19 protein-coding genes and 1 pseudogene are annotated in these 18374 nt (G+C 68.1%); 10 read left to right on the forward strand and 10 right to left on the reverse strand.

Translation table 11 applies throughout. The features are described from left to right. Positions 1 to 2 precede the first annotated feature (2 nt). Positions 3 to 260 carry a DUF2274 domain-containing protein gene (locus V5F67_RS18685; RefSeq protein ID WP_394020783.1) on the forward strand — a complete coding sequence of 86 codons (258 nt, stop codon included), beginning with the start codon at positions 3 to 5 and terminating at the stop codon, positions 258 to 260. Here the strand turns inward: V5F67_RS18685 and V5F67_RS18690 are convergent. Further along, positions 224 to 1141, reverse strand: a complete 918-nt coding sequence (locus tag V5F67_RS18690; RefSeq protein ID WP_394020782.1) for a LysR family transcriptional regulator — start codon at positions 1139 to 1141, stop codon at positions 224 to 226. The genes V5F67_RS18685 and V5F67_RS18690 overlap by 37 nt on opposite strands. Positions 1142 to 1296: 155 nt before the next feature. Between V5F67_RS18690 and V5F67_RS18695 the strand changes: the two genes are divergently transcribed. Next, positions 1297 to 1551, forward strand: coding sequence for a hypothetical protein (locus tag V5F67_RS18695; RefSeq protein ID WP_394020781.1), 255 nt, complete (start codon positions 1297 to 1299; stop codon positions 1549 to 1551). Positions 1552 to 1640: 89 nt separating this feature from the next. On the opposite strand, the gene V5F67_RS18700 is transcribed toward V5F67_RS18695, so the two are convergent. The 3 genes from V5F67_RS18700 to V5F67_RS18710 all read right to left on the reverse strand — a co-directional run bounded on the left by V5F67_RS18700 (position 1641) and on the right by V5F67_RS18710 (position 3202). Continuing rightward, positions 1641 to 2336, reverse strand: a complete 696-nt coding sequence (locus tag V5F67_RS18700; RefSeq protein WP_394020780.1) for a VIT1/CCC1 transporter family protein — start codon at positions 2334 to 2336, stop codon at positions 1641 to 1643. Positions 2337 to 2590: 254 nt separating this feature from the next. Continuing rightward, positions 2591 to 2851 carry a nitrate/nitrite transporter NrtS gene (nrtS, locus tag V5F67_RS18705; RefSeq protein WP_394020779.1) on the reverse strand — a complete coding sequence of 87 codons (261 nt, stop codon included), beginning with the start codon at positions 2849 to 2851 and terminating at the stop codon, positions 2591 to 2593. A gap of 66 nt (positions 2852 to 2917) precedes the next feature. Further along, positions 2918 to 3202 (reverse strand): PepSY domain-containing protein, encoded by a 285-nt coding sequence (locus tag V5F67_RS18710; protein ID WP_394020778.1) that lies wholly within the window; start codon positions 3200 to 3202, stop codon positions 2918 to 2920. 138 nt (positions 3203 to 3340) lie between these two features. Here V5F67_RS18710 and V5F67_RS18715 point away from each other — a divergent pair, with 138 nt between their 5' ends. From V5F67_RS18715 to V5F67_RS18745, 7 genes are all read left to right on the forward strand, one after another. Next, a complete protein-coding gene (locus tag V5F67_RS18715; RefSeq protein ID WP_394020777.1) occupies positions 3341 to 4012 on the forward strand; it encodes a response regulator in 672 nt (223 codons plus the stop codon). Beyond that, positions 4009 to 5364, forward strand: coding sequence for an ATP-binding protein (locus V5F67_RS18720; protein WP_394020776.1), 1356 nt, complete (start codon positions 4009 to 4011; stop codon positions 5362 to 5364). Before V5F67_RS18715 ends, V5F67_RS18720 begins: the two co-directional genes overlap by 4 nt. A 91-nt stretch (positions 5365 to 5455) precedes the next feature. Beyond that, entirely contained in the window at positions 5456 to 5827 is a 372-nt protein-coding gene (locus tag V5F67_RS18725) for a hypothetical protein (RefSeq protein ID WP_394020775.1), read from the forward strand. A gap of 43 nt (positions 5828 to 5870) precedes the next feature. Next, a complete protein-coding gene (locus tag V5F67_RS18730; protein WP_394020774.1) occupies positions 5871 to 6341 on the forward strand; it encodes a DUF2271 domain-containing protein in 471 nt (156 codons plus the stop codon). Positions 6342 to 6359: 18 nt separating this feature from the next. Further along, a complete protein-coding gene (locus V5F67_RS18735; RefSeq protein ID WP_394020773.1) occupies positions 6360 to 8552 on the forward strand; it encodes a PepSY domain-containing protein in 2193 nt (730 codons plus the stop codon). Further along, positions 8533 to 9489 carry an FAD:protein FMN transferase gene (locus tag V5F67_RS18740; protein WP_394020772.1) on the forward strand — a complete coding sequence of 319 codons (957 nt, stop codon included), beginning with the start codon at positions 8533 to 8535 and terminating at the stop codon, positions 9487 to 9489. The genes V5F67_RS18735 and V5F67_RS18740 overlap by 20 nt, the downstream gene beginning before the upstream one ends. A 159-nt stretch (positions 9490 to 9648) precedes the next feature. Beyond that, positions 9649 to 11001, forward strand: coding sequence for a ferredoxin reductase family protein (locus V5F67_RS18745; protein WP_394020771.1), 1353 nt, complete (start codon positions 9649 to 9651; stop codon positions 10999 to 11001). Between the two features lie 422 nt (positions 11002 to 11423). Here V5F67_RS18745 and V5F67_RS18750 read toward each other — a convergent pair whose 3' ends face one another. The 5 genes from V5F67_RS18750 to V5F67_RS18770 all read right to left on the reverse strand — a co-directional run bounded on the left by V5F67_RS18750 (position 11424) and on the right by V5F67_RS18770 (position 15213). Next, a complete protein-coding gene (locus tag V5F67_RS18750) occupies positions 11424 to 12083 on the reverse strand; it encodes a heme-binding beta-barrel domain-containing protein (RefSeq protein WP_394020770.1) in 660 nt (219 codons plus the stop codon). 124 nt (positions 12084 to 12207) lie between these two features. Further along, positions 12208 to 13572: a sensor histidine kinase gene (locus V5F67_RS18755; RefSeq protein ID WP_394020769.1), complete on the reverse strand. Its 1365-nt coding sequence runs from the start codon at positions 13570 to 13572 to the stop codon at positions 12208 to 12210. Further along, complete coding sequence (locus V5F67_RS18760; protein WP_394020768.1) at positions 13569 to 14279, reverse strand: response regulator transcription factor; 711 nt, start codon at positions 14277 to 14279, stop codon at positions 13569 to 13571. Before V5F67_RS18760 ends, V5F67_RS18755 begins: the two co-directional genes overlap by 4 nt. Next, positions 14254 to 14868 (reverse strand): cytochrome b/b6 domain-containing protein, encoded by a 615-nt coding sequence (locus tag V5F67_RS18765; RefSeq protein WP_394020767.1) that lies wholly within the window; start codon positions 14866 to 14868, stop codon positions 14254 to 14256. The genes V5F67_RS18760 and V5F67_RS18765 overlap by 26 nt, the downstream gene beginning before the upstream one ends. Before the next feature lie 3 nt (positions 14869 to 14871). Continuing rightward, a complete protein-coding gene (locus V5F67_RS18770; RefSeq protein ID WP_509210585.1) occupies positions 14872 to 15213 on the reverse strand; it encodes a PepSY domain-containing protein in 342 nt (113 codons plus the stop codon). A gap of 201 nt (positions 15214 to 15414) precedes the next feature. Here V5F67_RS18770 and V5F67_RS18775 point away from each other — a divergent pair, with 201 nt between their 5' ends. Continuing rightward, positions 15415 to 17709 (forward strand): heavy metal translocating P-type ATPase, encoded by a 2295-nt coding sequence (locus V5F67_RS18775; protein WP_394020765.1) that lies wholly within the window; start codon positions 15415 to 15417, stop codon positions 17707 to 17709. 274 nt (positions 17710 to 17983) lie between these two features. Here the strand turns inward: V5F67_RS18775 and V5F67_RS18780 are convergent. Next, positions 17984 to 18224, reverse strand: a pseudogene (locus tag V5F67_RS18780) (haloacid dehalogenase-like hydrolase); the annotation flags it as partial. Positions 18225 to 18374: the final 150 nt, after the last annotated feature.

Consider the following 18374-nt stretch of genomic DNA (forward strand, 5'->3'; position numbering starts at 1 on the left):
TCATGACGAAGCTGAAGCTGGGTCCAATTCCGGACGACAAGCCGGTCAAGGTCACGTTGGAATTACCCGCCGGGCTCCACCGCGACCTGGTTGCCTATGCGCAGGTGTTGGCCCGCGAGACGGGCCAGCCAGTCGGTGATCCGTCTCGGCTGATCGCTCCGATGCTGGAGCGGTTCATCGCCACCGATCGCGGTTTTGCCAAAGCCAAGCGCGGGCGGTTCGCTCATTCCGACGAGAAGGACGGAGCCGTATCGGAATAGCGCTCGCGCAGCAGGTCGAGGAAGGGGCGCAGCGCGGGGTTTCGATTGGTCTCTTTCCAATAGGCGGCGAACCGGATGCGGACTGGGCCGTCGTCATCGTGCAATTCGCGATAGGTGATCCCAGAATGGATAGCCGTAGTCGCTCCTTCCGAGACCAGCGTCAACCCGAGACCTGCTGCGACAAGCCCCAACAAGCGATCCAGGCTGACATCATGGCCGACGAAGGCGCAGCGGCATCGATCACCGAGCCGGCCGCGCAGCAGTGTTTCATAGTCGGGCCCAGGATCACGTCGGTTGACCAGGATTCGGGACCGGGCAAGATCCGCCCCACGCACAACTGCCTTCGAGCAAAGACGATGGCCCACTGGAAGCGCAACAACGATCTGCTCATTCCAAAGTGGCAGGGATGGATCGGTCCAAGCAGATGGACTAGCCGCGGACAAGAAAACGTCGATGCTACCTGAGGCAAGTTCAGTGAGCAACGCTGTGCGCGAGCCCTCGACGCTGCGCACTTCCACCCCATCGTGCTGCCGATTGTGTTCCGCCAGTATTACGCTCAGATTGCCAACGGAAAGCGCCGAACAGATGCCAACAACGAGTTCGCCACGTTCTCCCTGTCCGCGTGCCTTCATCCGTGCAAACGCCGCATCTGTTGCTGCCAGAATGTGTTGTGCTAGCGCGATGAACTCCTCACCCGTCGCTGTGAGCTGCGTTCCGTTGGCCGTTCTCTCGAACAAATCCGCACCGAGCCGATTTTCCAAGTCGCGCAAGCGGCGGCTGAGCGTAGACTCTCTGACATTCAACGCTTCGGCCGCCTGCCTGATGCTAGGGTGCCCAGCCGTCACCGTAGCCCAACGCAGATCACGTAGTTCAATTGGCAAATCAAACCTCTGATCGCTTAGGTTTACTAGGGAGTATGGAGGTGTCTTAGCCAGTTGACCTAGAGCTTAGTTTCAAGTGTTTTGCGTGATTCATAGCGGGTCGGCTTTTGGCAAGGTCGACGATGCTGACACGGATGACGGACGAAGATTAAACGGTGGCGCTGGAAGTTTCCCGCGCCTGCCGGTCGCGACGCAGCGACAAGGGAGGCGACGATCGCAAGTTACTCAAAGCCATATACGGCTTCACCGTGTACACCATCTCCCGGCGGGCGCAGGCGGCGGTGACGGCCACGGCTTTCGTGCTCCTGGGCTTCGCAGCTGGCGAAGCCCACCAATTCGACTGGAGCCACAAGGTGGTCCTGATCAGCGGCACCATGGTGACTATGCGGGTCGCCATAGCCATGAGCTAAGTGAATCCCTTTAAAATTACTCCCTCCAACTCCTTGCTGGAACAGATTTCTAGCTATGGTGGAGGCTCGCGTTCGTTATTCATTCCTCGTTAACCGAGGAGGTGCGCCAGCCAATACGCAGCGCTAGCCGCGAGACCGCCCACCACCAGCGTCTGGGCGGCGGACTTCAGGGGATTGACCCCGGTGAAGCGACCTTTCACCGCTCCAAAGACGGCCAAGGCGATGCCCGTGGTGACGACGGATATCCTCAAGGCATCGGTGATGCTCGGCAGGGCAATGTAGGGCGCCAGGGGAATGAACCCGCCGACCAGATAGGCGGTGGCGATGGTAGCGGCGCTCACCAGGGCGCGCTTCGGATCCGGTGCATCGAGGCCGAGCTCGAAGCGCACCATGAAGTCGGTCCAGCGCCGGGGATCGGCGCTGATGGCGTCGACCAGGGTGTTCAGGGGCGCGCCCGTGATGCCGTAGTTTTCGAAGATCTCCCTCACCTCGCGGATTTCGAAATCGCGCTTGTGCTCGATTTCCCACGCTTCACGCCCTTTCTCCGCCTTGAAATGCTCCATGTCCGTGCGCGCCGCGAGATAGCCGCCTAGCCCCATGGCGATCGCGCCGGCGGCGATCTCAGCGAGGCCGGCGGTGACGATCACGCTGGTGTCGCTCACCGCCGCCGACAGGCCCGCGGCCAGAGCGAAGGGGACCGTGAGGCCATCGGACATGCCGATGACGGCATCGCGCACCATCTCCGAGCCGGTGAAGTGTTTTTCGACATGCGAAACGGTCGGCATCGGGAAAGGATCGCCTCTTTGTGGGAAGGCCGAGAACGGAGCAGTTTGTGGCAGGATCAGAGCGTTAGAGCCTACGCAGGCCAGAAAGGAGGAAATGGACGCTCCGGAAAGAGGTTGTGCTGCACGGCCGCAATCTCGCAGACGAAGCTGACGGATCGCTGACGCTGCCTGTGGAAAGTTGCCGGCATGCCCTCATCCGGGCCGGTCGGACCCGGAAGTCGCATGGCCGGTGCCCCCATCGCAGAGCGCGGGGATTAAGGCTGCTCGGGACAGGGGCGTGCGGACGCGGGCACGACGCGCTCCTGGCGAATCCGGTAGGAGACAGCCCCGAAGGTAGCGACGCAGTACGGCACGAGGAAGGTCAGCCCGATCTTGCTCCAGCTGATCGTGCCGCCGCCGAAAATGGCGTCCCCTTGGTTGATGAGATTGAGGATCGAGCCGACGACGACGGCAACCATTAACGAGCGGTGCGGAACGCCGGCATCGATCGAATAGGACAGGAAGCGTCTGATCATGGTGACTTTTCCCCTGGGCAGTAGCAGCCTGTGCACGACCCGCCGACGCCGGCCCGATCCGCTATCTCAGTCGTCCTCATCTTCATGCTGGCGGCGGACGCGCTCCAGGGTGGCGGGGTCATATTTGGCCTTCAGGCGCGCGCCCTGGGCATTCGTGGCCAAGACCTTGTAGCAGCCGTCGTCGGAGCGGATGGTCACGACGGTCCAGCCCTCCGCCTCGAGCTTTCTCTGCAGCGCCTCGCGGGGCTGCCAGTCGGCGAGGGGCACGCTGCAGTCGCGGCCGGCCGCCGCCGGTCCCGCCGCGAGACACGCCGCCACGAGCAGGACACCCGCCAACCCTGAACGTCTCACCGCGCACTCTCCCGCTCGCGCCCTCCGGTTGACAACAGAGCACGCGCGCCTGACATCCAGCTGAACGCCGCTGCGGATTCTCCGGCCCACCGCGCGACGCGCCGCGCTAAGTTGGCACGCCGCACACCGAGGGACCAGATGCGCATCCTCCTGGTCGAAGACGACCCCGTCCTGGGCATGGCCGTGCGCGACCAGATCGTCGCGGAGGGACATTCAGCCGATTGGGTGGCGCGCCTCGGCGCGGCCGAGGACGCGATCCGTGCTGCCGTCTTCGAGCTGATCCTGCTGGATTTGATGCTGCCCGACGGGCGTGGGCTCGACTTCCTGAAGCGGCTGCGGGTTTCGGGTGACGCGACGCCCGTCATCGTGCTCACCGCACGCGACCAGATCTCCGATCGCATCGCCGCCCTCGACGCCGGGGCCGACGACTATCTGGTGAAGCCGTTCGACCTGTTCGAGCTCTCCGCCCGCATCCGTGCGGTCGGCCGGCGCTATGCGGGCAATCCGAACCCGCTCGTCACCCTCGGCGACCTCGAAGTGGATCTCGCCGCCCGCTCGGTGCGGCGGGCCGGGCAGCCGGTGGCGCTCACCGCCCGGGAATGGTCCCTGTTCGAGGCGTTCGTGCAGCGGCCGCACCAGCTCATGTCGAAGCCGCGACTGGAGGAGCGGCTCTATTCGTTCGATGCCGAGGTGGAGAGCAACACCATCGAGGTCTATGTCGCCCGCCTGCGCAAGAAGCTCGGCACCGATGTCATCGAGACCGTGCGTGGCATGGGCTATCGCCTCGGCACGCCGGGAGCCGGCGCGTGAACGGCCCCCGTGGGCCGCGCCGGTGGAGCCTGCGCCGGCGGCTCGGCCTGTGGCTGGCGGTCTCGGTCGCCGCGCTGTGGCTCGCCGCGGCGACGGTGGCGGGGCTGGTGCTGCGCCGCGAGATCGACGAGGTGTTCGACAGCGCCCTCCAAGAGGTGGCCCAGAGGGTGCTGCCGCTCGCCTATTCCGAGCTGCTGGCGCGTGAGGACGGCGCCGCCCCGCAGCACATGGCGCCCGTCGGCCCCCACCGGGAATACATCACCTATGTGGTGCGCGACGGCGAGGGCCGCGTGCTGCTCCAGTCCAGCGATGCCGAGCTCATGGACATTCCCTCCGGCCTCGCGCCCGGGTTCCAGGACACGGCGCGGCTGCGCACCTACACCGAGGCGGCGGTGCGCGGCACCATCGTCGTCACCACGGCGGAGGATCTCGGCCACCGCGCCGCGGCGGTGCGGCGAGCCGTGATGGCGCTGCTCTGGCCGCTTGTCGCCTTGGTGCCCATCGCGCTGGCCGCTGTCTGGCTCACGGTCCGGCTGTCCCTCGAGCCGGTGCTCGCCTTTCGCCACGCCATCGCGGCGCGCGGGCGCGGCAACCTCACTCCCGTGGCGGCGGACGGCCTGCCGGAGGAGATGGCGCCGGTCGCCGCCGCGGTGAACGCGCTGATGGAGCGCCTGCGCGGCGCCCTGGAGGCGGAGCGCGGCTTTGCCGCCAACAGCGCCCACGAATTGCGCACCCCCATCGCAGCGGCGCTGGCCCAGACCCAGCGCCTCATCGCCGAGCTGCCCGACGGCCCGGGACAGGAGCGGGCCCGCGCCATCGCGGGGGCCCTGCGTCGCCTCTCGCGCCTGTCCGAGAAGCTGCTGCAGCTCGCCAAGGCGGAGGGCGGCGGCCTTCTCGCCGAGACGCCCGCCCCGCTGGCGCCGGTGCTGCGCCATGTGGTCGCCGATATCGACCGGCAGACCGGCCGAGGCGCCGACCTTGTGGTGACGATCCCGCCCGACGGCGGTCCGCCCAGCGATCTCGACCCGGATGCCTTTGCGGTGCTCGCCCGTAACCTCATCGAGAACGCCCTGAAGCATGGCGCGCCCGACACCACCGTCGAGGTGCGCCTGAGCCCGGATCGCTTCGAGGTTTCCAACCCTGGCCCGGCGGTGCCGGCCGACCGGCTCGGCGCGCTGCTGCGCCCGTTCGAGCGGGGGCCGACCGAGGCGGCGGGCTCCGGCCTCGGCCTCGCCATCGCCGCCGCCATCTGCCGGGGCGCGGGACTGGAGCTCGACCTCGCCTCGCCGATCCCCGGTGCGGCGGACGGCTTTTGCGCCACGGTGCGGTTTCCCGCCCCGCCGCGATCCTGACGGGAAGCTGAACGCAAGGCCCGATCCGTTTCAGGCCGCCGTCAGGTGCGGGCGCGAAGGTGCCCTCGTCAACACCTGCCGGGAGGCTCCCATGAAGACACGCACCCTGATCGGAACGGCCCTTCTCCTGTCCACGGCCGGCCTCGGCGTCGCCCTGGCCGCGACGCAGGACGAGCACCAGGACCATGGCGTCCATGTTCGCCACCAGGAACCGGAAGGCTCCGCCGCCGACGGTCCCCTCCGCTTCGCCGGCGACGACCGGGAACACGGCGACCGGGCGCGCGGCGATGGGCATCACGACCGCAGCCACCACGCCGACGACGAAGATGATGACGACGATGACAACGACACGGGCGACCGCCGCGGCGCGGTCCAGCAGACCGGTCCGGCCGATCCCGCCGCGCCGGTGCCCGACAACGGCCTGTTCCAGGGCAAGGCCCGCCCGAAGGTCGAGGTGCAGTGAGCGCCAGTCGATCCTCTCCTCTCTCTTTCCAAGGAACAGACCGATGAAGCTTTTCCTTCCCGCGGTGGCGGCCACCGCCGCCCTCGTCACTCCGGTGCTCGCCGAGGCCCGGCAAGTCACCTTCGAGACCACGCTGAAGGCTTACGGCGGCAACGGTGCCTATGTGGCGCTTTATGTCACCGACGCCGCCGGCGCCTACAAGGGCACGCTCTGGATGGCCGGCGGCAAGGCGAAATACTATCGCCACCTCTCCGACTGGCAGCGCGCCTCGGGCGGACGGGCGGCGGAGATCGACGGCATCACCGGCGCCAGCATCGGCTCCGGCAAGACGCTGAAGATCACCCTCGACCTCGCCGATGCCATGATCGACGCCGGCTACAAGGTGCACGTGGACACGGCGGTCGAGGACGGGACGGACAATCCCTCCGAGGTGGTCGCGCCGCTCGAGACCGCCGCCTCGGGCAAGGCCGTCCCCGGCAAGGGCTATGTGAAGTCATTCACCGTCACTTTCTGAACCTGCCGGATACATCCCATGCTTCGCCGCCTTCATGCGCTGCCGGGCCTCGTGCTCGCGCTCGGCCTCATCGTGACTGCCGTCACCGGCGCGGCGCTCTCGGTGCAGCCGGCGCTCGACCGCCTCGCGGCGCCCGCGATCCCGTTCGCGGCCAGTGTCGCGGATCTCGCCGCGCAGGTCTCCGCGCGCCATCCGGGCCTCAGCGCCATCCGCCAGCGGGCGGATGGCAGCATCACGGTGGCGTTCGACGACGGCGGCGCGCGGGGCGTGGAGCGGGTCGATCCGGCCACCGGCGCGGGGCTGGGCCCCTACCAGGTCTCCAGGACGACACGCTTCATCACCGATCTCCACCGTTCCTTCCTGGCGGGCGATGCGGGCCGGGCGGCGGCGGGCATCGGCGCGCTAGCCATGCTGGCGCTAAGCGTGTCCGGCGCGGCGCTGCTCGCCCGCCGGCTCGGCGGCGCACGGGCGCTGCTGCGGCCCATCCGCGGCACCCCGGCGCAGCGCTGGCACGGCGAGCTGGGGCGGCTCGCCGTCGCCGGCCTCCTGCTGTCGTCCCTCACCGGGCTGTGGATGTCCGCGGGGACCTTCGGCCTCATCCTGGAGACGCCGGCCATCACCCCCGCCGTCACCCCGAGCGGCGGCACGCCGGCGCCGGTGGGCACGCTCGCCGCGCTGAAGGCGGTGCCGCTTCAGGACCTGCGCGAGCTCGGCTTCCCCGATCCTTCGGACCCCACGGACGTGTTCACCCTCCGCACCGCCGCGGGCGAGAGCCTGGTCGATGCCGCCACCGGCGTCACCCTCGCCGTCACCCCGGCAACGATGGTGGATCGGGTCAACGACGTCATCCGCACCCTCCACACCGGGCGCGGCGCCTGGATGCTCGCCCTCGTGCTGGGCCTCGCCTCGACGGCGGTCCCGGTGCTTGCGGCCACCGGCCTCGTGCTGTGGGCCCGCCGGCGCGCCGCCCGCCCGCGCATCGCCGCCAACGTCCCCGCGCGGCGCGCCGACACCGTGATCCTGGTGGGCAGCGAGGGCAATTCCACCTGGGGCTTCGCGACCAACCTGCACGCGGCCCTCACCGCCGCCGGGCACCTTGTGCACACCGCCGCCATGAACGAGGTGAGCGCGGCGCACCTTGGCGCGCAGCGCCTCCTGGTCCTCACCGCCACCTATGGCGAGGGCGCGGCTCCCGCCTCGGCCCATCATTTCCTCGCCCGCCTCGCGCGCCTGCCGGGGCGCCCGCCTGCGGCGGTGCTCGGGTTCGGCGATCGCAACTTTCCGCGTTTCTGCCGCTTCGCCCAGGAAGTCGCGGACGCTCTGGACGCGAGGGGGTGCCCCCGCCTCCTCCCCATGAAGCGGGTGGATCGGCGCTCGCCCCAGGAATTCGCCCAATGGGGGCGCGACCTCGGCGCCGCGCTGGGGCACGACCTCGAACTCTCCCACGTGGCCGAGCCGCCGAAAACGACGCCCCTCGTCCTCGCCGGGCGCGAGCTGTACGGCGAGGCGGTGGGCACGCCGGTGGCGATCCTGCGCTTTCAGGCGCCGCAAGAGCCGCGCACCGGCGCGCCGGGCCGCCTGCCCGCCTTCGAGGCGGGAGACCTCGTGGGCATCGTGCCGCCGGGGGATGCCATGCCGCGCTTTTATTCGCTCGCCTCGTCCACCCGCGATGGGGTGCTGGAGATCTGCGTTCGCCTGCGCGCCGGCGGGCTGTGCTCCACCTTCCTGCATGGCCTCGCGCCCGGCGGCACCATCAACGCCTTCATTCGCGAGAATCCGGCCTTCCGTCCGGCGCAAGGCCGCGCGCCGCTCATCCTCATCGGTGCCGGGGCCGGCATCGGCCCGCTCGCCGGCTTCGTGCGCGCCAATGCGGCGGGGCGGCCCGTGCATCTGTATTGGGGCGGGCGCAGCGCCGCGTCCGACTTCCTCTACGCGCACGAGCTGGCGCAGCATCTGGCGGAAAAGCGCCTCACCTCGCTGCGCACCGCCTTCTCGCGCGACCCGGAAGGGGGCGCCTATGTGCAGGATCGCATCGCCGCCGACGCGCCCCGCCTGCGCGAGCTGGTGCGGCAGGGCGCGCAGATCCTGGTGTGCGGCGGCCGCGACATGGCCGAGGCCGTCACCCGTGCGCTCGATCCGGTGGTGCGCCCGCTCGGGCTCGACCTTCCCACCCTCAAGTCGTGTGGACGCTATGTCGAAGATGTCTACTGATTCAGCTCAAGGCGCGCCGGAGCTCCGCCGCCACGCCCTGAGCGGCCCCGCCATGGGCGCGCGCTGGTCGGCGGTGTTTTTCGCCGCAGGCGGCGTGGACGAGGTGGCGCTCACCCGCCGCCTTCAGGGCGCCCTCGACCGTGTCGAGCGCCAGATGTCCACCTGGCGGCCGGATTCCGACCTGGAGCAGCTCAACGCCGCCCCCCTCGGCACCTGGGTGGCCATTCCCTGCGAGCTGATGGGCGTGCTCGCTGCGGCTCTCGAGATCGGCCGCCTGTCGGGGGGCGCGTTCGACATCGGCGTGGGCGATCTGGTCCAGGCCTGGGGCTTCGGGTGCGGCACGCGCGTGCCCGACGGCGGACGCATCGCTGCGCTTGCGGGGCGTCCCTCCTTCGAGCCGCCGAAGACCCTGCAGCTCGATCCGGCAGGCTGCCGCGCGCGCCGGCTGGCGCCGCTGCGGCTCGATCTGTCCGGCATCGCCAAGGGCTTCGGCGTGGACGAGCTGGCGCGGGAGATGACGGAGGCGGGCCTGTCCTCCTGGCTCGTGGGCGTCGACGGGGAGATGCGCGCGGCGGGCACGAAGCCGGATGGCCGACCCTGGGCGGTCGCCCACGAGACACCGGCCCTGGGCGTGCGGGAAGTCCTCGGGGTGCTGGAGCTGTCCGGTGCCGCCGTCGCCACCTCGGGCAGCTATCGCCATCAGGTGGAGGTGGCGGGCAGGAGGCTCTCCCACACCATGGACCCCTCTCGCGGCGCGCCATTGGAGAACGACCTCGCCGCCGTCACCGTGCTCAGCGACACCTGTATGGCCGCCGATGCCTGGGCGACGGCTCTGTTGGTGCGCGGTGCGCAGGACGGCCCGGCCCTCGCCCGCCGGCTCGGCCTCGCCGCGCTGTTCGTCGGGAGCGACGGAGAGGTGGTGTCGACATGGCCGTGACCAACCATGCCGCATGGACTGGCGGCGCAATCCTGCCCCCGGGTCCATTCCCTTGCGTCCTCTCAATGCGGCCGCTGCCGTTTCCGGGTGTTCTTCCCGATGGAGGTGCCCGCTCAGGATCAATGCAGAACCGTCGGGGTGTGAAAGGGAACGGGAGACATGAGACACATCAAGCAGGTCCTTGTTGGCATCCTCGCCGTCGTATCGCTGCTGTGGGTCGCGGCTGAGCCCGGGGTGTTCCAGTCAGCCGGGTTCTTCGCGATACGGGCGGCCGCCGTGCAGTACACGGGCGTGCTCGCCATCGCGCTCATGAGCGTGGCGATGATGCTGGCGCTGCGTCCGCGTTGGCCCGAGCGTTGGATGGGCGGCCTCGACAAGATGTACCGGCTCCACAAATGGCTCGGCATCACGGCGCTCATCGTCGCTATCATCCACTGGCTGTGGACGCAGGGGCCGAAGTGGGCCGTGGGCTGGGGCTTTCTGGAGCGGCCCGCCCGTGGGGACCGCCCGCCCATCGGAAACCAGGTGGAGGCCGCCTTCTCAAGCCTGCGCGGCACCGCCGAGGGAGTGGGCGAATGGGCTTTCTATGCAGTTGTGGCGCTGATCGCGCTGGCGCTGGTCCGGGCCTTTCCCTACCGCTGGTTCTACAAGACCCATCGCCTGCTGGCGCTCGCTTATCTGGTGCTGATGTTCCACTCGGTGGTGCTCCTGACCTTCGCCGACTGGATGACGCCGCTCGGCGCCGCGATGGCGGTGCTGCTGGCCGGCGGCACCTTCTCGGCCGGGGTGGTGCTGCTGCGCCACGTCGGCGCAGCGCGGCAGGTGAAGGGACGCATCGCCGAACTCACCTATTATCCGGGCGTGAAGGCGCTCGAGACCGTCATCGACGTGCCCGCCGGCTGGCCGGGCCACCGTCCCGGACAATTCGCCTTCGCCATGTCGGATGCCTCCGAAGGCGCGCATCCCTACACCATCGCCTCCGGCTGGCACCCGGACCATCCGCGGATCACCTTCGTGACCAAGGAACTGGGCGACCACACCAGGGGGCTAAAGGAGCGGCTCAAGGTGGGCCAGGAGGTGCGGGTGGAGGGGCCATATGGCTGCTTCACCTTCGACGACGATTGCCGCAGCCAGATCTGGATCGGTGGCGGCATCGGTATCACGCCGTTCATCGCGCGCATGAAGCACATGGCCTTGCGCGGCGAGGCGCCCGACTGGCCGGAGGGCCAGGTCGCCGATCTGTTCCACACTACCAGCGATGTGGACGAGGTGGCGCTTGCAAAGCTCGCCGAGGATGCCAGAGCTGCCCAGGTACAATTGCATCTGCTGATCGACGCGCGCGATGGCCGACTGACCGGCGCCCGCATCCGCGAGGCGGTGCCGGACTGGCGGGAGGCCAGCATCTGGTTCTGCGGCCCGGCCGGCTTCGGGGCGGCGCTGCGGGCCGATTTCGCCACCGAGGGCTTCCCGGTGGATAAGCGCTTCCACCAGGAACTCTTCGACATGCGGTGAGGGGCCTCGGCACACTCGCAATGCATGCGTTCAGGCTCGTGTCACCGATCCGTCTTCGGAAAAACGAGGCGGATGCGCACACCGCGGCCGGGGGCGTCCTCGACGCGCACGGCTCCGCCGTGCAGTGTCATGATGGTGGAAACGATGGCGAGCCTCGGCCCGGCACCGTCGGGCCGGCTTCGGTCCAGGCGGTGGAAGCGATTGAGAAGACCGGCTCCGCGATCTTCCGGTGTCCGATCCGCGCGAGCGCCCTGCGGCAACGACATCGAGTCGCAGGGCGCCGCGATCGGCGGCACGAATTTCGCGGCTGCGCTCGACTAAGCGACTCCGCAATCTCTCAAGTCCTTCGGCAGACAGTGCCGGTACGCCAAATTCGGGCGGCAGGCTGATATCAGGAAAGGTCGTATGAGACCGTCCGTCTCTTACTCTTTGACCCGCGTGAGCGTGCTGATATCGGTATGGGTGAATGGCTTACCATACACATGCAGGATCGTTTCCTGCGTGTATTGCATGGTATTTCCAGACAGCTCATAAGTGACAGTGAATTTTTCCGTCTTGTCGTTCGCTGCCATATAGTCTGATTGGCCGATGCCCACGTTCTGGGCCGTCAGGGTAAGCGTGGTATCCGGCTTTCCCGTTGCCACAACGCACACAGCCCTGGGGATGCAAAACGAGTTATATATTGTCTGATTTGCCTTGTCGTAAATGAGATACCCGACTTGGTCGTGAAACTGTTTCTTGTCGCTCTTGCGGAAAACCATCTGGTGATAAAAAATTGCCGTCAGATGCTGGCTGCTCGCGTTTGTGGCATCGCCAGCTGGCGTGAATCGTATGGTCTCGTAATAAGGCGAAGCAGCACCGCCTCCTTTACCCACTTCGGAACCTTCCCGGCCGGGAGCCACGTCCAATCCTTCGTCGTCCTGAGTCTTCCAGGTCCCGACGAACTTGGCGAGTGGGCCGTAGTCCAGTCCGTTGATAACAGTTTCTGTCTCAGATGTAGCGGCAACGGCGCATAGTGCGGGGAGCATGAGGCCAGCAATCGCGCTGGCAACGAGGAGGCTTCGGGAGAATTTCACGATCAATCTCCTGACTGGATATCAGCTTTCATCAGAACAACGGCTCATCGACAGCTCGATAGCATGAGCGCTCTGACAAAAGCCTGACGATGGGCCGAACTCGGGGAGCTCTTCGCCAATGCGTTGAGGCTCACCCGCGCGGGAAGATAAGACGCATGAGCGCCCCGCCGCCGGGTGCGTCCTCAATCCGGACATCGCCGTTGTGCAGCTCCATGGTGGTGGAGACGATCGCGAGGCCCAGCCCCGCCCCGTCCGAAGCACTTTTGTCCAGGCGCCGAAAGCGTTCCAGCACGTCGCCGCGCCGCTCCGGGGGGATGCCGGGGCCATGGTCGCGCACCGCGCACTGGCCCCCAGGGCCCGTAGTCACCTCGACGGCGGTGCCCGCCGGCGTGTGGGCCAAAGCATTTTCCACAAGGTTCCGCAACGCCCGGCTGATGGCGTCGCCGTGGCCGTGCACGCGCGCCGCTCCCGCGTCCCGAAAGGCGATGGTTCGACCGCGCATGACCGCGAGCGGCGTCAGCTCGGCCACCACCTCGCGGGCGATGGCGCCGAGATCGGCCTGGGCATCCGGCGCGAGTTCCAATGCGGTCGCGTGCGACATGTCGAGCATCTGGTCTACAAGGCGTTTCATGCGCTGCGCGTCGGCCACGAGCTTTGCCTTCTCGACGCTGTCCGGCAGCTTGCCGATGCTCAGCATCATGATGGCGAGCGGGGTGCGCAGCTCATGGGCCGCATCCCCTGCGAAATCCCTCAGGGCGCACACGGAGCGCTCGATGCGCGCCAGCATGGCGTTGACCGCCGTCACCAGCGCCTGCACCTCCCGCAGGGAGGGCTCCGCCGCGATCCGCGTGGACACCTGGGCCGGATCAATCCGGTCGATGGCGGCGATGGTGGTCTCGAGCGGCTTCAGCGTGGTGCGCACCACGCTGAAATTGAACAGGAGGAACATGAGCGAGAGCAGGATGAGCGGCAAGATCACGTGGAAGCGGATCTCGTTGAAGATGACCGGCACGAACGGCCGGAAGCCCTCGCCGGCGATGGCCACCGTGATCCAGTAGGGATGCCGTCCGACCTCGACGCGGCGGGTGCCGGTAAGCAGGAAGCGGCTGTCCCAGCTCTCGCGCTGGGTCCGGATGACCAGGAACGACAGGGGCGGCTCGTCGGCGATCTTCAGGCTGGCGTCGTCGAACCGCGCCACCACCGCGCCGCCGCGCTCGTGGATCAGGAAGGCCCGCCGTGTGCCGGAGGCGAGCGGATATTGCAGGTCTTCCGAAACCGGGTTGCCGGCGGCCCCCCTCATCTGCGGGATCTCCCGGGCGATCCGGTCCGCCTCCGCGGTCACGAGCAGGTGGTCGAGCTCGTTGGGATTGTTGACATACATCCGCACGACGACGAGCAGCTCGACCACCAGGAAGACGAGCCCCACCAGAGCGAGGCGCACCGAGAGGCGAAAGAAGAGGCTGCGCGGCACGACGGGCGGGCGGCTCGCGGTCATGGGGCTTCCCGTTCCGCGCCGGCATCGGCGGGATGCGGTGCCGGCACCAGCATGTAGCCGACGCCGTGGGCGGTGTGCAGGATCACGTCCGCTCCGGCGGCGCCAAGGCGCCGGCGCAGGCGCGAGGCCGCCGCCTCCAGAGCGTTGGGCGTAACCTCGGACGAAAGGGCGTACATGGCCTCTTCGAGGCTGGTCTTGCTCACCACATGCCCGGCCCGCCGCATCAGGCGTTCCAGCAGGTCCCGCTCCCGCGGCGGCACGTGGATCACGCGGCCGCCGACGCGCACCTCGCGCGCCACGGTATCGAAATCGAGGTTTCTCAGGCTCAGGACGATGCCGAGGCACCCCCCGGGGCGGCGCAGCAAAGCGCGGCAGCGCGCCGCCAGCTCCGCCATGTCGAACGGCTTCACCAGATAGTCGTCGGCTCCCGAATCAAGGCCGCCCACCCGGTCGCCGAGACCATTGCGGGCCGTGATCACCAGGATGGGAGCGCCGCTCCCCGTCCGCCGGACGGCGCGGATGAAATCCACACCGTCGCCGTCGGGCATGCCGAGGTCGATGAGCAGGAGGTCGTAAGGCGTCACCGCCATGCTTTCCCAGGCGACGCTCAAGGAGGCGAAGCGGTCGAGCACGAAGCCCTCGGCCTCCAGGCCCTCCGCGATCAGGATCGCGAGCCGGGGGTTATCCTCCGCGAGCAGAACCCGCATGGTCGACATCCGTTCCGCGGGCGCGGCGCTTGCGCCCCGTGATCATGGCGAGCACCAGATTTTCCCGGTGTGCCAAGCTTTCTGCAATGGCGGCGAGCACGTGCACCGCTGCCATGGCGAGAATGAGGTTGGCGGCGATCTCATGGGCCTCCTCCACCCACTCCTTGCCCCAGAAGGCATCGAGGGTCTGCATCCAGCCGGTGAGGCAGGTGGCGGCGAGCAGAGCCATGAGGAGGAGCATCATCACCGCCCCGGCGGGATTGTGGCCGACATAGCGTCGGTCACGCCGGTCGAGCACCGCGCGCAGATGGTCGGCGAAGGTCCGCGGGGACGGAACGAAATCGCGGAACCGGGCATGAACGGTGCCGATGAAGCCCCACACCACGCGAACGGCAAGCAGGGCAGCGACGGCGTAGCCCACGTAGCGGTGGAGCGCTTTGCCGTCTTCCAGCACGAAACTGTTGAGCACGACGCCGAGCACCACCGTCCAGTGGAAGATCCGCACCAGCGGATCCCACACCGGAACCGTATAGCGGACGTGCGCGGCGGCGCGCGCCGATGCTTCGGATCGAGAGGGCAGCATGGCCATGGTTCAGTCCACGTTGTTCTCGACGATCTCGCCGGTCACAGGATTGAAGTAGACTTCTGCCTTGCGTCTATCGGCATTGTATCCATAGATTTCGTAGCATCCCGAGCTGGTCTTCTTGAACACCTTGATGTTCTTGAAGCCCATCTGGCTGATCTTTTGCTTCATGGCCTCTTCGCTGAGCCACTTGTCCTGCGGCTCCCTGGTGCAGGTCGGGCTGGCGAGAGCCGTGGAGGAGGCAAGGCTCAAGGCCGCGGCAGCGACGAAAAGTCTGCGGATCATCGGGTTTTCCTCATGCTGCGGGACGCGATGGACCAACGCCATCCCGCCAGCACGTCTCTTAACCATCGCGGCTGACCAAAGCCTGACGGGCAAAGCTGCGCGCGCATGCCGAAAGGGGGCGCCCCCGATGCGTGCGAAGGATGGGTCACGTCAGGACATCGTCAGCCCGTCCGCATATCGAAGGACTGCGGCCACAGCGCCATGGTGCGTGCCGGATCATCGGATTAACCTCCTCTTCGGCTGGGTGTGCGTCGGCACGGGGCACGGATGGGACGTTTCCTTGGCGAGCGTGTTCTGCGCCGGAGCCTTGCGGGGGGTGCCCTGCTTGGCCTCATCGGTGGCGTTGCAGCCTGGTGGCTCGGGGACGCGGCGCTGGCTGCCTGGATCTGGACCGGCGGCACACTCCCTGTCATCGTCTGGCTCGCCGTCTCCATCGCGAGGGATCTCGCCGCCGGGCGCATGGGCGTCGACGCGGTGGCGCTGCTGTCCATGAGCGGGGCGCTCGCGCTCGGCGAGAGCCTTGCCGGTTCGGTCGTCGCCGTGATGTATGCCGGCGGGAACCTGCTGGAGGACATCGCCGTCGCACGGGCGGAGCGGGACTTGCGGTCGCTGGTCGATCGCGCGCCCCGCATCGCCCACCGCCGCGATGGCGACGCCATCGCCGATATCCCCGTCGACACCGTCGCGTGCGGCGATCTGCTGGTGGTGCATGCCGGCGAGGTCATCCCGGTGGACGGCCTCCTCGCGGCCGGCACCGCCACGGTGGATGAGGCGGCCCTGACCGGTGAGCCCATGCCGGTGGGCAAGGCGGGCGGCGCGCCGGTGTTCAGCGGCACCATAAATGCCGGCGAGACATTCGAGATCCGCGCCACCGCCGCCGCCGGCGACAGCACCTATGCGGGCATCGTCCGGATGGTGACGGCCGCGCAGACCGCCAAGTCCCCCTTCATCCGCCTCGCCGACCGCTATGCCCTGCTGCTGCTGCCGGCGACCCTGATCCTCGCGGGGCTCGCCTGGGCACTGTCCGGCGACGAAGTGCGGGCCCTCGCCGTGCTGGTGGCCTCGACACCGTGCCCGTTGATCCTGGCCGCCCCGGTGGCGTTCATCGCCGGTGTCGCGCGGGCGGCGCGGCTCGGCATTCTGGTGAAGGGAGGCGCAGCCCTGGAGGCTCTGGCCCGCACCCACACCGTGGTGCTCGACAAGACCGGCACGCTGACGGTGGGCGGCGCCCGTCTCGTCGCGGTGGAGGTGGCGCCCGGCGAGAGCCCGGACGAGATCCTGCGCCTCGCGGCCTCTCTGGAGCAGGCCTCGCACCATGTGGTGGCGGCAGCCATCGTCTCGGCGGCCCGCGGGAGGGGCATCGCGCTCGACCCGCCGGAGGCGGTGCGCGAGACCATGGGATCCGGCCTGGAGGGCCGTGTCGGCGGACGTCTGGTAAAGGCGGGCTCCCACGATCTCGTCTGCGGCACCCGCCAGCCCGAGCCGTGGGCGCTGCGGGCGCTGAGGCGGGCGGCATGGCGGTCGGCACTCAGCGTCTTCGTGTCCGTGGACGGGAAGGTGAAGGGCGCCATACTGCTCGCTGACGAGCTGCGGCTGGAGACGCCGCGCGCGATCCAGTCCCTGCGGGCCGCGGGGGTGGCGCGCATCGTCATGCTGACCGGCGACAATGCGGAGGCGGCGGAGACCATCGGCGCCGCGCTGGACCTCGATTGCGTCCTCGCCAACCGCAGCCCCGGCGACAAGCTGGAGGCCGTTGCGGTGGAGCAGCGGCTCAACCCCACTTTGATGGTCGGCGACGGCATCAACGATGCCCCGGCCCTGGCCGCCGCCGGCGTGGGCATCGCCATGGGCGCGCGCGGCGCGAGCGCCTCATCCGAGGCCGCGGACGCCGTCATCCTCGTGGACCGGCTGGACCGGGTGTCGGACGCGGTCGCCATCGCGAGGCGCACGCGGCGCATCGCCCTGCAGAGCATTGGCGTCGGCATGGGGCTCTCCGGCGTCGCCATGATCGCGGCGGCTTTCGGCTGGCTGCCGCCGGTGGCCGGCGCCCTGACCCAGGAGGCCATTGATGTGGCCGTCATCCTCAACGCCCTGCGCGCCCTGACGGCGAGCCGCGGCCTCGGCCATCGCGCACTTGAGCCGGACGTCACCCTGGCCCTTCAGCAGGGCCACCGCGAGCTGGAGGCGCCCCTCGACCGGATGCGGGAGATCGCCGATGCCCTGGACGACACAACCGGCGCTGCCGCCGTTTCCCTCATCCGGGAAGCCAGCGCGCTGGTGACCGCCAGGATCACGGCTCACGAACGGCTGGACGAGGACAACGTCTATCCGCAGCTGCGTGCCGCCCTGCACGACGGCGACAGCCTCGCCGCCATGAGCCGCGCCCATCGCGAGATCCTCCATCTCGCGCGTCTGCTGAGCCGCCTCGCGGAGAACCTGTCCGCCGCCGATACGGACCGCTACCTCATCCGCGACGCGCAGCGCATGGTGGAATCCATCGAGGCGCTGGTGCGCATGCACAATGCGCAGGAAGAGGACATCTACGAGAACGCCACGGCCTGAGCCCGACGCGCGTCGTCACCATGGAGCAGAGGGGCAAGCCCCCATCTCGGCCGAACGAACCCCATGGTATCGAGTACATGATTTGCGTTTTGTCTAAGCCGCAGTGTTCCTCGAAGGCCACATCCTTATCGTCGATGGATGACGTCGAGATCCGCCGCCTCTCCGGCACGTTCCTGCGCGACAACAGCCAACACTTCGGCCTTATGCTGCAACGATCAAGCTCGGCACGATAATGAGACAGCCATCCGGTGTTCTTCATCCCTTGGCTGGATAGATGGATGGTCTTCCAGTCGCGCTTCAGGTCGATCACGGTCCAGCCGCGCCGGGGCGCCTCGTCCAGCGCCTTGTCGAGCCGGCCGACAGGGCTTCGCGATCGTATGCCCACCCGTGCTCCCCGTCGGTTAGTGGACGATGAGGCCAAGGCGCGGGCCCTCGTTCAACGTCGTCCATTGCAGCATCTGGAGGTCACCGTCCGAGTTGCCCGCGGCGAGGATGGGCCGGCGGCCGATGAAGCGTTTGAAATTCTCAATGCGCCAACGACGATGCGGAATAGGGAGTCAGCCGAAATAACAGTTATTTATTATAATAATATTACATACACGAATATAATATGTTGTTTGTGCCTTCGAAAAGCAATCTATCTGATCTTGAAGTGGGAAACGTCG

Source organism: Xanthobacter pseudotagetidis, assembly GCF_043194795.2.
GTDB classification, from domain to species: Bacteria; Pseudomonadota; Alphaproteobacteria; order Rhizobiales; family Xanthobacteraceae; genus Xanthobacter; species Xanthobacter tagetidis_A.